Annotated in this window: 13 protein-coding genes and 1 pseudogene; 12 read left to right on the top strand and 2 right to left on the bottom strand. The window is 71.3% G+C overall.

Going from position 1 to position 13,963, the window contains the following annotated elements; translation table 11 throughout:
* Positions 1-127 precede the first annotated feature (127 nt).
* The 3 genes from AB0I68_RS33520 to AB0I68_RS33510 all read left to right on the top strand — a co-directional run bounded on the left by AB0I68_RS33520 (position 128) and on the right by AB0I68_RS33510 (position 2,083).
* On the top strand, positions 128-628 hold the full coding sequence (locus AB0I68_RS33520; RefSeq protein WP_363181154.1) for a VOC family protein: 501 nt from the start codon (positions 128-130) through the stop codon (positions 626-628).
* Between the two features lie 220 nt (positions 629-848).
* Positions 849-1,505 (top strand): class I SAM-dependent methyltransferase, encoded by a 657-nt coding sequence (locus AB0I68_RS33515; protein ID WP_363181153.1) that lies wholly within the window; start codon positions 849-851, stop codon positions 1,503-1,505.
* 137 nt (positions 1,506-1,642) lie between these two features.
* Entirely contained in the window at positions 1,643-2,083 is a 441-nt protein-coding gene (locus tag AB0I68_RS33510; RefSeq protein ID WP_363181152.1) for a hypothetical protein, read from the top strand.
* Between the two features lie 72 nt (positions 2,084-2,155).
* Here the strand turns inward: AB0I68_RS33510 and AB0I68_RS33505 are convergent, their stop codons facing one another.
* Complete coding sequence (locus tag AB0I68_RS33505; RefSeq protein ID WP_363181151.1) at positions 2,156-2,668, bottom strand: PadR family transcriptional regulator; 513 nt, start codon at positions 2,666-2,668, stop codon at positions 2,156-2,158.
* A 90-nt stretch (positions 2,669-2,758) separates the two neighbouring features.
* Between AB0I68_RS33505 and AB0I68_RS33500 the strand changes: the two genes are divergently transcribed.
* Positions 2,759-3,313 (top strand): hypothetical protein, encoded by a 555-nt coding sequence (locus AB0I68_RS33500; RefSeq protein WP_363181150.1) that lies wholly within the window; start codon positions 2,759-2,761, stop codon positions 3,311-3,313.
* 82 nt (positions 3,314-3,395) lie between these two features.
* Complete coding sequence (locus AB0I68_RS33495; protein WP_363181149.1) at positions 3,396-3,572, top strand: hypothetical protein; 177 nt, start codon at positions 3,396-3,398, stop codon at positions 3,570-3,572.
* A gap of 48 nt (positions 3,573-3,620) precedes the next feature.
* Here the strand turns inward: AB0I68_RS33495 and AB0I68_RS33490 are convergent, their stop codons facing one another.
* Positions 3,621-4,547 carry a hypothetical protein gene (locus AB0I68_RS33490; RefSeq protein WP_363181148.1) on the bottom strand — a complete coding sequence of 309 codons (927 nt, stop codon included), beginning with the start codon at positions 4,545-4,547 and terminating at the stop codon, positions 3,621-3,623.
* Between the two features lie 407 nt (positions 4,548-4,954).
* Between AB0I68_RS33490 and AB0I68_RS33485 the strand changes: the two genes are divergently transcribed.
* From AB0I68_RS33485 to AB0I68_RS33455, 7 genes and pseudogenes are all read left to right on the top strand, one after another.
* A complete protein-coding gene (locus AB0I68_RS33485) occupies positions 4,955-6,211 on the top strand; it encodes an FAD-dependent oxidoreductase (protein WP_363181147.1) in 1,257 nt (418 codons plus the stop codon).
* Between the two features lie 242 nt (positions 6,212-6,453).
* Positions 6,454-7,674 carry a cytochrome P450 gene (locus AB0I68_RS33480; RefSeq protein WP_363181146.1) on the top strand — a complete coding sequence of 407 codons (1,221 nt, stop codon included), beginning with the start codon at positions 6,454-6,456 and terminating at the stop codon, positions 7,672-7,674.
* Positions 7,674-7,862 (top strand): annotated as a pseudogene (locus AB0I68_RS33475) (serine hydrolase domain-containing protein); the annotation flags it as partial. The gene AB0I68_RS33480 and the pseudogene AB0I68_RS33475, both read left to right, overlap by 1 nt.
* 141 nt (positions 7,863-8,003) lie before the next feature.
* Complete coding sequence (locus AB0I68_RS33470; protein WP_363181174.1) at positions 8,004-8,171, top strand: hypothetical protein; 168 nt, start codon at positions 8,004-8,006, stop codon at positions 8,169-8,171.
* A 273-nt stretch (positions 8,172-8,444) separates the two neighbouring features.
* Complete coding sequence (locus tag AB0I68_RS33465; RefSeq protein WP_363181144.1) at positions 8,445-10,331, top strand: ATP-binding cassette domain-containing protein; 1,887 nt, start codon at positions 8,445-8,447, stop codon at positions 10,329-10,331.
* 413 nt (positions 10,332-10,744) lie between these two features.
* Positions 10,745-12,013 carry a DUF3533 domain-containing protein gene (locus AB0I68_RS33460; RefSeq protein WP_363181143.1) on the top strand — a complete coding sequence of 423 codons (1,269 nt, stop codon included), beginning with the start codon at positions 10,745-10,747 and terminating at the stop codon, positions 12,011-12,013.
* An 854-nt stretch (positions 12,014-12,867) separates the two neighbouring features.
* The gene (locus tag AB0I68_RS33455; RefSeq protein ID WP_363181142.1) at positions 12,868-13,848 is read left to right on the top strand and encodes a hypothetical protein; all 981 of its coding nucleotides are present in this window, start codon (positions 12,868-12,870) and stop codon (positions 13,846-13,848) included.
* Positions 13,849-13,963: the final 115 nt, after the last annotated feature.

Below are 13,963 nucleotides of genomic sequence, written 5' to 3'. Positions count from 1 at the left end.
GAACGCACCGGCTGCGCGGCCGCCGGCCCTCGCACGCAGGACCGGGACCAGTAGTTCGAATTTGAACGTTATGCTGTAGCCCACCCACATCGGGCCAGACCCTTCGAGCCACCGGGAGCGCTGCCGCATGTCCGTCCGCCGCCTGAACCACGCCGTGCTCTGGATCCGCGACGTCGAGCGCTCCGTCGCGTTCTACACCGACGTCTTCGGATTCCAGGTCGACCACCTGGCCTCCGGTCGCGCCGCCTTCCTGAGCGCCCCCGGCAGCCTCAACGACCACGACCTCGGACTGTTCGCGATCGGCGCCGACGCGCCCGGTCCCGAGCAGGGCCGAGTAGGCCTCTACCACCTGGCCTGGGAGGTCGGCACGCTCGGCGAGCTGGCGGAGCTGGGCCGCAAGCTCACCGAGCGCGGTGCGCTGGTCGGCGCGAGCGACCACCTGGTCTCCAAGTCCTTCTATGCCAAGGACCCGGACGGCAACGAGTTCGAGGTGATGTGGCGCGTCCCCCGCGAGGACTGGCCCGCCGAGGGCTCCGACCAGCGCCCGGGTGCGCTCGACCTGCCGGCCGCGATAGCGCGCTGGGGCGCGGATCTCGCGACGGGTTCGGCGGCAGGCTCCGCCAGCTGAGGAACACGGCGGTCAGACCGAGTCGGGCTCGAAGTCCCAGAAGGGGCGATCCCGCCGACGGCGGCCGGGTGAGTACGTGTGGCCGGAGCCGTGCGCGGCGGAGAGCCCGGACCGTGCGTCCCCGTCGGCCTTTGCCGGTCCAGGGACGGGTGTCTCCCCCCGCCGGGCCCCGCGCATCGGCCGCGGTGCTTTGTCAGTGGCGGCTGGCATGATCAGTGCCATGTCTGATGCCGCCCGTGCCATTGCCGAGTACTGGGACGCCGCAGCGGCCGCGTTCGACGACGAGCCGGATCACGGCCTGCGTCAGGAGCACACCCGTGCCGCGTGGGCCCGGCTCCTGGAGTCCTGGATGCCGGCCGGGCCGGCCGATGTTCTCGATGTCGGCTGCGGTACCGGTTCGTTGTCCCTGCTGCTGGCAGCGTCCGGGCACCGGGTCACAGGTGTGGATCTGGCGCCCCGGATGGTGGAGCAGGCCAAGGCCAAGCTCACGGCTGCGGGCTTTGCGGGCCGATTTCTCGTCGGCGACGCCGCCGTTCCACCGACCGGGCAGGAACGGTACGACGTCCTTCTCTCCCGGCACTTGCTGTGGACCCTGCCCGACCCCGAGGCCGCGCTCCGCGCATGGATCGCACGCCTGCGCCCAGGAGGCCGGCTGGTGCTGGTCGAGGGGCGGTGGCGCGAAGCGGGCCAGAACGGCGTGCCGTATGTCACCGGAGCCGATTCCCTGCCCTGGCACGGCGGTATCACCGCCGAGGATCTGGCCGCGGCCGTCCGTCCCCTCGTATCCGGCCTCCACATCGAACCCCTCAGCGGCGACCCCGAGCTGTGGGGCGGCCCCGTCACCGACGAGAGGTACGCGCTGATCGCCCGGACCTGACCGGGGCAGCCCCAGCAGACTGGGCTGAATGATCGATGCGCGGGCGGCCGCCCCACAAGGCGGAGAGCAGGGCCCGCTCGGGGCTGCCGGTCTGATATCCCGTTGCTCCGGCGGACGCGCCCGGCCATCATCGACAGATGTTCGACCTGCTGCCGGGGACGGGGCTCGCCCTGCCGCGACGCGCCGGCGTCCTGCGGTTCGGCATGTCCGAGCGGGAGTCCCAGTGGGCCGTCGCGACACTGGCGGATGTGCGCGAGACCTGGGTATGCCAATCAGGCTGGGCCTTCACGGCCCGCTATGAGGGCGTGGACCTGCTCGCCTACGGCGATTGCACGGACCGCCTCGGCCGCACCGACCACGACAGGCACGGCCTGGCAGCCGTCCACCTCCGCCGGTACGAGTCAAGGCCGACCGGGCCGTCCGCCGTGTCGGTGGTCTTCCGCGACGTCGACCTGTTCGGGTACCCGGCCGCCGAGGTACTGGCCGCTCTGGAACCCGGCCCCCACCCCGGTGTGAGCCTGCCGCCGGCCCCATCCCCGACCGGCTACCTGCCGGAAGTACGGCTCTCGACCAGGTAACGGGCGTTGGGCCACGCGTGCGGATCATGAACGCGTTCGCCGCTCCCGGGTGCCGTCGACGGTCCGTCTCCGCTAGCGGATCTGGCCCGCCGCCCACTCGGCCCATTCGCGGCGCATCTCGTTGAAGCGGATGCCGTACTCCAGGGCGATACGGCCGTGGACGGACAGCGTGTCGTCGCCCCAGTCGACGGAGGCATCGAGGGCGCGCAGTTCCGCAGTTCCCTGCTCGGACAGCTCCTTCAGCTCGATGAGATAGCCGCGCGCCTCCTCGGGCGTCAGTACGCCGAGGAAGAACACCCTCAGCAGGATGTCACTGCGGGTGTTGCGCTGCGGCTTGGTCTCGGTCAGCCAGTGCCGCAGCTCCGTGAGGCCCTCGTCGGTGAGGGAGTACTCCTTGCGGCCGCGCGGGCCCTCGGCCGCGACGCTGATCAGTCCGGCGTCGGCGAGGCGGGACAGCTCCGTGTAGATCTGGCTCTGCGTCGCGGGCCAGACGGTGGCCAGCGCCGTATCGAAGCTCTTGAGCATGTCGTAACCGCTTGCCGGGCGCTCGGACAGCAGGCCGAGGAGTGCATGTCGAAGACTCATACCAGCACCCTACCCTCCACTCTTGACATGTCGAGACACGACATTCTACTTTTGACATGTCAGAACAGAAACGTTGAGGGGGATCTCCCGATGTCGTACGCACGCACCTTCCTTCCCTGGATCGTCTTCGCAGTGCTTCCGTCCGCCCAGTGGCAGTGGGCCGCGCCGGCCGGCCTGGTGGCGGCGATCGCGGTGATCGTCCAGCAGCGCCGGGCGGGGGCCGGATTCGATGCGCTGATCATCGAGACGGGGTCGGCAGTCTTCTTCGCGGCCCTGACTGCGCTCGCCTTCGCCGACCCGGACACCCCGCTGCACGACTACTCGGCGGCCCTGTCTTCGGCCACGCTGGCGCTCGTGGCCGGCGTCTCGCTGTTCATCGGCAAGCCGTTCACCCTCGGGATCGCCAAGCGCACCACGCCCCGCGAGGTCTGGGGTCTGAAGCCTTTCGTGCGGACCAACGTCGTCATCACCGCCGTGTGGACTGCGGCCTTCGCCGTGACGGCCGGCGTGCTCGCCCTCCTCGCCCACGCGGGCAACGGCCATTCGACGCCCGCCACACTCGTCCAGCTCGCCGGGTTCGCCCTCCCGATGGTGTTCACCGTCCGCTACGTCGCCTCCGTGCAGGCGAGGGTCGCCGCCCGGTGAGCTCAGCCCCTGAGCACCCCCTGGTGCGAACCGCCCCCGCCCCCTGGCAAGGCCCGGTGAACAAGGACCGGCTGCACGCCTCGTGGCCGACGGGCCCGTCTTCGCCCTCGCTCTCGACGAACCCACCGCCGGCAAGCACCACATCGACTACGACGAAGAGACGCGACCGGCCCGTGTGCCGCCCTCCCCGGGTGGCCGGCCAGCGCCGGAGCCGCTGCCCGGCCGGGCCGACGACGCGGGGGCGCGGCCGACGGGGTGAGCGGGCACCAGGGGCCGGTCCCCGACGTCAGGCGTCAGGCGTCAGGCGTCAGGTCAGGACGACGACCTTGTGCATGCCCTTGACCGCATGCGGGAGGCCGGCCTTGTCGTCCGGGACGAAGCAGAGCAGCACGTACGTACCCGGCGGCAGGTTCCGGGTCTCCAGCAGCGCGGAGCGGCCGGGGGAAACGATGCCGAGGCCGACGGGCCGCCCGGTGAAGGGCAGCGGACCGGAAGCGGTGCGGTCGAAGACGGCCTGGATCTGGGCGTCCGTGGTGCCGGGCGCGACGGGCTGCACGGCCATCTCGTGCAGCTCGCTCGAGGCGTTGCGCACCAGGATGCTGTCCTGCGCCCGGTCCAGGCCGTGAACGTCGAAGCGGGGGCCGTCCGCGGTGTCCCGTTCGATCACCAGGCTGTCGGCGAAGTCCGTCAGGTTCCCGGACTTCTTGTAGCCGCGCAGCTGCAGCGTGCGAGTGACCGGGTGCGCCGGATCTGCGAGGAAGGCACCGAAGTCCAGCAGGACGATCTCACCCGCGGTGATCGGGGCGGTGAACGTCTCCGAGACCGATGTGGTGACCTGCGCCCCACCGAACAGCTCCGCCTCGTCTCGTACCGCGGCAATGCCCGCGGCGGTGGGGACGGGCTGGTGGCTGACGGCCTTGGCGAGATCGGCCAGCACCTGGTCCACCGTCACGCCGGGGTGCGGCCGGAAGGCCTGCAGAAAGTGCCCTTTCGGGTCGTCGGTGCCGACGCGGAAGGACACCAGGCCCGCCTGCGCGGACTCCGGCGCCTCGATACCGGACGCCGTGATCCGCACGTCGACCGGTCTCGGCGCACGCAGGCCGAGACCGGCCTGCTCCTGGGGGTCGTCATGGTCCGGCGTGCCGGCGACGGCCGGACCACCGAGGGACGCGGCGAGGACGAGGGCGGCTGAGGCCGCCGCTCGCACCCCGTGCTTGAGCAGTGCGGTACGCATGGGTCTCCTGTCGTGGAATGGCCGGCCCCCCGAACCAGGGCGGCGCCTCGGGAGCTCGGGCGGCGTCAGCCACGCACGCTACGGGTTCGATCAAAGACGGGGACGCTCGAACTGACGTATTCGATAAAGGTGTTGGCCGCAATCGCGGCCCCGCCGACGGCGACGACCCCGGTCCCACGGCCCTGCCTTTCGGGCTCGTCCCGCCAAGGGCGCCGGTCCGGGGCCGCCACCCGTGCCGTCTGGCAGTTGCCGCCGCGGCCACACCTGCGGACGGCCCGGCTTGCTCCGCGCGACGCCGCCTTGTCCGTCCGGCCGCACGGGTCGCGGTGACGGCTCCTCAAGGCGCGTCGCCGCCGCTGCCGTCTCCGCCGCCGTGGGTGCGGTATACGTCCTCTGGGGCTTACCCGATGCCGGCGAAGGGAGTGGTTGCCGTGGAGCGAACGGCCTGCTGTGTGGTGGGAGGAGGGCCCGCCGGAATGGTGCTGGCCCTGCTGCTGGCCCGGGCCGGGGTGGAGGTGACCGTGCTGGAGAAGCACGGCGACTTCCTGCGCGACTTCCGCGGCGACACCGTGCACCCGTCCACCCTGTCGCTGCTGGACGCCATCGGCCTCGCCGAACGGTTCGCCCGACTGCCGCAGCGACGGGTGACCTCGGTGCAGCTGCCCATCGGGCCGGAGCGGTCCCTTGTCACGGTCGGGAACATCGGGGCGCTGCACGGAAAGTACAACTACATCGCGATGGTGCCGCAGTGGGACCTGCTCGACCTGCTCGCCGACGAAGCGGGCCGGGAGCCTTCCTTCCGCCTGCGCATGAACACCGAGGCGACGTCCTTCCTGATCGAGCGCGGAAGGGTCAGGGGCGTGCGGTACCGCACGGCAGACGGCGGCACCGGCGAGCTCAGGGCCTCGCTGACCGTGGCCTGCGACGGCCGTGGTTCGCTGGCCAGAGCGCTGCCCGAACTCGGGCTGGAAGGCTTCCCGTGCCCCATGGACGCCTGGTGGTTCCGGCTGCCGCGCCGCGAGGAGGACCCCAGCGGGCTCGTAGGAGGCCTGGGCGAGAGGTTCTTCACCGCGCTCATCGACCGCGGCGACTACTGGCAGTGCGCGACCCTGATTCCCAAGGGGACGGATGCCGGGCGCCGCGCCGAGGGCCTGGAGCGTTTCATGGCCCAGTTCACGGAGGCCGTCCCCTGGCTGGTCGACCGGGCCCACGCCCTCGCCTCCTGGGACGAGGTCAAACTGCTCGACGTACGGCTCGACCGGCTCCGCCGCTGGCACCGCCCGGGGCTGCTGTGCATCGGCGACGCCGCCCATGCCATGTCACCGGTCTTCGGCATCGGCATCAATCTCGCCGTGCAGGACGCGGTGGCCGCGGCCCGCTACCTCGTGGGCCCGTTGCGCGAGGGCACCGTGGGGCTCCGGGACGTACGCCGCGTACAGCACCGCCGCCTGCCCACCACCGTGGCGACCCAGAGCCTCCAACGCCTTGCCCACACCCAGGTCATCGAGCCGCTGCTGTCCGGCCGCGTCGCGTTCGGCAATCCCCAGCGGGCCAAGCGGCTGACCGAGCTCGTGACGGACTCGCGATGGCTGAACCGGTTGCCGGCCTACTTCCTCGCCTACGGGGCCTTGCGCGAAAGGCCCCCGAGGGAATCGCTCCGCTGAACGAGGTGCGCCGCCAGGGGGCGCACGTCGGCAGGCGGTGCGGGCTTCTGGTCGCGCACCCGAGCCCCCGCCCGGTGCGTGGTCCGGCGGGGCGGGAGCACTGGACCCCGCCAGAGCGAATGGTCCGATCGGCCGGAATAGACATGCGTAAACCGGAAGAAACAGCCAAGTTATGGCGTAACGGGAGATTGAGCCCTATACCCTCGCTCTTCACAGCGAGGAAGGCATGAGCAGGAGGCATCATGAGTGAGCGGCCGGTCCTTCTGCCCTATGCCGACCCGGCCTTCGTCGCGGACCCGTTCCCGCTGTACCGGCAACTGCGCGAGGACGGCCCCGTGCGCCGCGCCGTCGTCGCGGGCGGTCTGGAAACCTGGCTCGTCACCCGCTACGAGGACGGCCTCGCGGCCCTGTCAGACTCCCGCCTCAGCAGTGACGTGCGCGACGCCTCGGACACCCGGCTCCTGCGGCAGCTGCCCGAGACGGAGCGCGAGTCGATGCTGAGCAACATGCTGCGCAGTGATCCGCCCGACCACACCCGTCTGCGCCGCCTGGTCTCCAAGGCGTTCACCGCCCGCCGAGTGGCCGACATGCGGCCGCGGATCCAGGCCATCACCGACCGGCTGCTGGACGCGGTCGCCCCGGCCGGCCGCGCCGACCTCGTCGCGGACTTCGCGCTGCCGCTCCCTGTCACGGTGATCAGCGAACTGCTCGGGGTGCCGGTGGACGACCGTCACGACTTCCAGCGCTGGACCGACCGCATGATCAGGCGGGGCACCGAGCCGCCGGATCCCGCCGTGGTGAACGAGGCATGGCAGCACATGCGCGCCTACGTGACCGGGCTCATCCACGCCAAGCGGGCCCGTCCCGGCGACGACCTGCTCAGCGGCCTGATCACCGCCCGAGACGAGGAGCACGAGCTGACCGAGGACGAGCTGGTCGCCATGGTGTTTCTGCTGCTGGCCGCCGGCTACATCACGACGGTCAACCTGATCGGCGGCGGCATCGCCATGCTGCTCGCCCACCCCGGCCAGCTCGACCTGCTGCGCTCCGACCCCGGACTGCTGCCAGGCGCGATCGAGGAGTTCCTCCGTTACGACGGCCCGGTCAGCCCCGGCATCGCCCGGTTCGCGCGCGAAGACGTCGAGATCGCGGGCGTGACCATCCCGCGCGGCGCTACGGTACTGATCGGCTCGGCCATCGCCGACCGCGACCCGGCGCGGTTCCCCGACCCCGACCGCCTGGACATCACCCGGCAGGACAACGCCCACCTTGCGTTCGGGCACGGCATCCACTACTGCCTGGGGGCCCCGCTGGCCCGGCTGGAGGGGCAGATCGCCATCGACAGCGCCCTGCGCCGGCTCCCCGGGCTTGCCCTCGCCGTACCGCCGGACGAGATCCGCTGGCGCCCCGGCGGACTGCGAGGTCCCGAGAGCCTGCCGGTGACGTTTGCTCCCGGCGGCTAGGGGGTGTCCGGATCGGCAGCAACACCAAGGTGTTCACCACGGTGGTCGTGCTCCAGCTGGTCGGTGAGGGGAAGACCGGCCTTGACGCCCCGGTCGACACCTGTCCGCCGGGCCTCGTACGCGGGGAGGGGATCGACGGACGCAACATCACCGTCCGTCAGCTCCTGCAGCACACCGGCGGACTCCCCAACCGCGCTCCTGGCCGGCCGTCTCGGCCCGTCAGGCCTCCAGCTCGACGCGGGTGTGCCGGGCCGCCCCGTGGCCCACCCGTGGCGCAGGCTGTCGTCGTACCCCGTCAGACGACTACGCGGCACTTCCTGATCCATCTGATGCGCACGTTCACGCAGCTCGCGATCACCGCTGCTTCATGGACGTACATCAACACGCCGGCGACGGTCATCACGGCACCGACGGCGATGGCCTGCCGATCCCCGAACACGCGCCCACCAGGCAGCCCGGACCACACCGCGGGCCGCAAGCGATTTCCGATGACCTGACCCCCGCACCGGCCGGTTCCGGCCAACCTCCCCTGCCTACCCGCCCGGGAACCCTGCGGCAGCCGAACACGATCAGCGGCCACGCCAAGGGGGCCGTCACCGCGAGGTCGGCCAGATCCCGCTGCTCCGGCCGTCGGCCTGCGCTGTACTCACTCCCTCCAGATCCCGCGACCACGCATCCGCCCCTGCGCACCCCGCGGATCCGGGCTTCATCACCCTGCACGTGGGAAACCGAACTGGCCAATTCAGCAATCCAGTTGAAGGGGAGTCAGCATGTCCGAGCAGCAAACCGAGAATGAGAAATCCGCCGTACCGCCCACCCCTCCGGAGTTCAAGTACACCTGGGGCCAGCACAACGAGACCATGGAGGCACTGTCGCTCGGGCAGATGGCCCGTCGCGTTCCTTCCGCCCTCCAGCAGACCGCGCGGCTGGCCCTCGCCGTCAACCGCACCGCGTTTCGCGTACTGGTCGCCGCGCAGATCCTCGGCGGGATCTGCACGGCGGCAGCGCTCGCGGCGATCTCCCGGGCGATGGTCCCGCTCCTGACCGGCGACGGCGTACAGGAGCGGATCTCGGCGGCGGCCTGGCCGCTGGTCATCGCCGCCGCCATGACCGCGCTCGGGGCGCTGGCCTCCATCGCCTCCGGCAGCGCGGCCCGCCGCCTCAACCCCGGTATGGCCACCCTCGCCGACCTCGCCATGGTCGACGCCCACATGGACGTCGAGCTCGCCGCCTACGACGCCCCCGACTTCACCGAGCGCTCCGAGGCCGCCGAGACCGGATCCGCCCGCTCCGCCATGCTCCTGCAGGACGCCCTCGGCTTCACCGGCGGCCTCATCGACATGATCGCCGTGGCGTCCGTCCTCGCCGTGGTCCACCCGCTGCTGCTGCCGCTGCTCCTGCTGTCGGTGGTCCCCCGCGGCCTGGGGTCGGTGTACGCCGCTCGCCTCGACTACCGCCTCCACAACCAGACGGTCGCCTCCCGCAACATCAAGCACATGATGCGCTGGCACCTCACCACCCCCAAGCTCGCCGACGAGCTGCGCGGCAACAGCATGCGGCCGTACGCCCACCACTGGTACGCCGCCGTCTGCGAGCGCATCGACTCCAAGATGGTCGGCTCGGCGCCCCGCTACCTCGTCGTCTACCTGATCGCCGCCACCGCATCCGGCGTCTTCGTCGTGGCGACGTACGGGGCGCTCGCCGGGCTCGTCATCGGCGGATACATGGCCATCGCCGCCGCCGGCACGGCGATCGTCGCCATGCGGACCTCCACCGCCGCCCTGTCACAGCTCGTCGTCTACGGGGCAGCCATGTTCCAGCACGCCCTCTACCTGGGCGACTACACCGCCTTCGTCAAGGAGGCCGCCGAGAAGTCCGGCCCTCGCGGCCCGCAGGTGATGGAGAGCGCCCCGGAGAAGATCCGGCTCGAGGAGGCCACCTACACGTACCCCGGCAAGGACACCCCCGCCCTCGGGCCCGTCTCCCTGACCCTGGCCCGCGGTGAGGTCGTCGCCGTCATCGGGGAGAACGGCGCCGGGAAGTCCACGCTGATCCGGCTGCTGACCTCGCTGACGGCCCCGACCTCCGGCACCGTCTCGTGGGACGGCATCCCGACCTCCGACGCCGACCAGCGCACCGCCTGGCGGCACGTCGGTCTCGTCACCCAGTCGTACGGGTACTGGCCCTTCTCCGCCCGGGAGAACATCACCCTCGGCCGGCCCGACCCGCGCGGAGAGGAAGCCGTCTGGGACGCCCTGGACGCCGTCGGCATGCGCACGACCGTCGAGGAGTTCCCCGACGGCCTGGACACCCTGCTGGCCCGCTCGGTCTGGGGCGGCCACGAACCCTCCGGCGGGCAGTGGCAACGCCTGGCCTGCGGGCGCGCGTTCCACAGGAAGCCGGGCCTGCTGGTCATGGACGAGCCGACGAGTGCCATGGATCCGCGCGGGGAGCACATGGTCTTCTCGGGCCTGCGGGACATGAGGGACGACCGGATCACGGTGATCGTCACGCACCGGATGGAGAACTGCCGCCTCGCCGACCGCATCGTCGTCCTGGACAGCGGCCGCATCGTGGAGCAGGGCTCCTTCGACCAGCTCGTGACCCTGGACGGGGGCAGGTTCCGCGAGCTGTACGAACTCTCGCAGGACCGGTGACGTCGTAGGGTGTTGCGGAGCGCCCACCCGGACGGCGGTGCTCCGCAACACCGCGGTCCCGCGCAGGACGCGGACCCCGTGAACCGTGGGAGCGGCGAGCCGCCACACCGCCCGGACTCCCCTCGGCCAGGCTCGCGATGCGCGCACCGCCCGCCGGGCCGGCTCGCACAAGGGGGGGAGCATCAGCCGCGTTTCCCGCCTGGCGACTCACCGAGATCCGGATGGAGACGGAACGGCTTCGAACGCCGCGCCGCCACACCCGTACTGCAACGGGGGGAGGAACGCGAGGCGTGCAACAGCCCACGCGGGTGCGGGCCTCATCCTGACCTCTCGTACGGTCGGCACGAGTTCACCCGTCCGGCCGACCCCACCCGCGATGCGGCCTTCGCACCGCCCGTAACCCACGGAGAACCATGGCCGAGCCCGCCGCCCCTCAGGCCACTGCCGCGACGCTGCTGCGCCGCCCCCAGTTGTGGCTGGTGCCCACGGTCCTCACCGGGCTGCTCGCCCTGCTGCTGTCGCTGCTGTACATGGGTGGCATCGTCAACCCCAACCGGAACCTGCACGACCTGCCCATCGCCCTCGTCAACGACGACACCGGCAAGCCGCCGGCCGGGCAGAAGGAGAACCTGGGCGCACAGATCACGACCGCCATCGCAGCCGACACCGGGGCCGGCAAGGCCCAGTGGCGCACGCTCACCCGTGCCGAGGCCCAGGAACAGCTCGACTCCGGCAAGGTCTACGGCGCCCTGGTCGTCCCGGCCGGCTTCACGGACGCCGTCACGGCCCTCACCACGCCGGGGGCCACCCGACAGCCGGCGCTCACCGTGCTCACCAACCCCGGCAAGGGCAGTCTCGGCTCCTCCCTGGCCAGTCAGATCACGACCAAGGCCGCACACCAGGCGTCCCAGACCATCGGGAAACGGCTCACGGCAGCGGCCGGCACGCAGGCGAGTCCCACCGTGAAGCTGCTGCTCGCCGACCCGGTTGTCGTCAGCACCCAGGTCGGGCACCCGATCGGCACCCACAGCGGCCTCGGCCTGACCGCCTTCTACTACACCCTGCTGCTCGTGCTGGCCGGGTTCATGGGCGGCAACGTCATCAGCAACGGCGTCGACACCGCCCTCGGCTACGCGGACAACGAGATCGGCCCGTGGCACACGCGTCGCCCCACCGTACCGATCAGCCGTACCCAGACGCTGCTGCTGAAGATGGTGATGACCGCGGGCATCACGCTCGTGAGCGCCTCGCTGGTCCTCGTCGCCTGCGTCGCCATCCTCGGCATGGACGCGTCCCGCCTGCCCCTGCTGTGGGTCTACTCCTACTGCGCGGCCCTCGCCGTCGGCCTGGGCGTGCAGGCCATCAACGCCGCGTTCGGCGGGATCGGGCAGTTGGTGTCGATGTTCGTGTTCATCGTCCTCGGCCTGCCCTCGTCGGGCGCCACCGTGCCGCTCCAGGCCGTCCCCGGCTTCTACCGCTTCCTGTCCCACTTCGAGCCCATGCGGCAGCTCAGCGACGGGGTGCGCGCGATCCTCTACTTCGACGCCCGCGGGGATGCGGGTCTCACCCGCTCCTGGATCATGATCGCGATCGGCGTGGTCCTCGCCCTGCTCTTCGGCTTCGCCATGACCACGTACTACGACCGCAAGGGGCTCAAGCGCCTCACCCCGCAGCCCGCCTGACGCCGCGCACCGGTGCGGTTCACTTCCCGACGGTGTTCATCAGGATGATCGCTGCCAGGTTGGCGAAGATCACAAAAAGGACGCCGAACATCATGGCCCAAGCCTTGCGCGATTCGTCCATGTCCATGGGTTCACCTCCCGGCTGACGCGCGTCCCGCGCACGCGGAGCGGCCGTACAGCTGCCGTACAGCGCTCCGGCCCGCCTCTTCCATGATGGACCGGTTGCGCGCGGCGCACACGAGCAGAGGCGGCGGCGTCCGCCACGACTGCGGTGGCGTGTCCTTTCTCGGTGGACGAGGGACCCCGAACCCGGTACCCCGCCCGCAGGGGACTCCGGAATGCGCGCCGGGCAGCGGAGGGGCGCACGCTACGGGTGTGGGTCCACGACGTCGGACCCGCGTGTGTGTTCAGGCGCGCAAGGGCCCTCGGCCGGACATCGCGGGGTCGTGACGCAGGGGGTGGCCGCCCGGCGGTCTTCTACGGTCCTGGGACGGGCCTTCGCCTCCGGGCCACCGCCTCCGCCGCCTGCTTCATCGGCCCGCGGGTGACGGGCATGGGCCACCAGCGGCCCTCACGTGTGCGTGCGGCCGGACACGTACGGCACGGAAGCGGCTGCCACGCCTCTGACGAGGTGGGATACGTTGTGCCTCCATTCAGGGGGCGACCTACGGAGCATGTGCATGACGCAGAACACAGGGTGGGGGCTCACGGGAGCGCACGGGCCGGGAGGCCACGGAGGCGGGTGGGGCGGCATCCCGCCGTGGGGCGGCTGGGCGCCGCCGGCGCCCCAGCCGGGGGTGATCCCGCTGCGGCCGTTGGCCCTCGGGGAGATACTCGGCGGATCATTCTCTACCATGCGCCGCCACTGGAAGCAACTGGCCGGCGTCATGCTGGCCGTTCAGGCCATCGCGCTGCCGGTCATGGCCCTCGCGGTGGGTATCGCCGTAGCCGCGGTGTACCGGCACATCGAGCCGGTCTTCAATCCGCCCTACGGTGAGAAACCGACGGCCGAGCACGTCGTGCCGTTGCTCGTCGCGGGCTGCACACTGTTCGTGCTGCTTCTCGTCACCGGCGTGCTGAGCATGGCGGTACTCACCACGCTCTGTCCGGCGGTCCTCAAGGAGGCGGTCATGGGCCGCCCCACCACCTTCCGCGCGATGTGGCGCGCCGCCATCCGGCGGACGCCCGCCGTGGCCGGCACGATGCTGCTCACCATGCTGATCGTGGGCTCCCCGGTGTTCGCCGTCATGGCGGTGTGGCTGCCGCTGATGCTCTCCTCTGCCTCCGGCGAGACCGCCCCGGCGCTGATCGCCCTCCTGCCGCTGCTCCTGCTGGCCGCCCTCCCCGTGAGCGTGTGGCTCGGCACCCGGCTCAGCCTGGCCCCGGTCGCCGTGGTCCTGGAAGGCGCCGGCCCGATCACCGCGCTGCGCCGATCCGCCAGGCTGGTCCGGGGCGAGTGGTGGCGGATTTTCGGCATCACCATGCTCGCCGCGATGCTCGCGGGGGCGGTCTCGTGGCTGATCCAGATGCCGTTCAACCTCATCGGCATGTTCGCGGTGATTCCCGCCGTGGCGGACCAGCCCGAGGGGAGCGGCCCCACGGCCGGCGTGATCACCGCCTTGGCGATCGGCTTCTTCGCCATGCTCTTCGGCGGCGCCGTCGGCCAGATGTTCCAGATCGGATTCACCCAGCTGGCGAGCGGGGTGCTGTACGTCGACCAGCGGATCCGACGCGAGGGACTCGCCGATGCGATCCTCGCCGAGCTCGCCGCCAACCCGCCCGGCACGGGCCCCGCGCCCACGCCCCCGCAGCCCGAGGCGCCGACCGACACCTAAAGGGGGTGGCCTGAGACTTCGTACGAGGCATTTCGCCTGTATCGGTGGGGTGTTGCGGGCTGGGCCGGGCCGGGGCAGCGGGTGGCGAGCCCTGTGCGCGTGCGCTACAGGTTGG

This window comes from Streptomyces sp. NPDC050448 (assembly GCF_040655295.1).
Classification (GTDB): Bacteria; Actinomycetota; Actinomycetes; order Streptomycetales; family Streptomycetaceae; genus Streptomyces.
The sequence above is the reverse complement of the archived record's forward strand: the minus strand, read 5'-3'. Positions and strand labels throughout refer to the sequence as shown.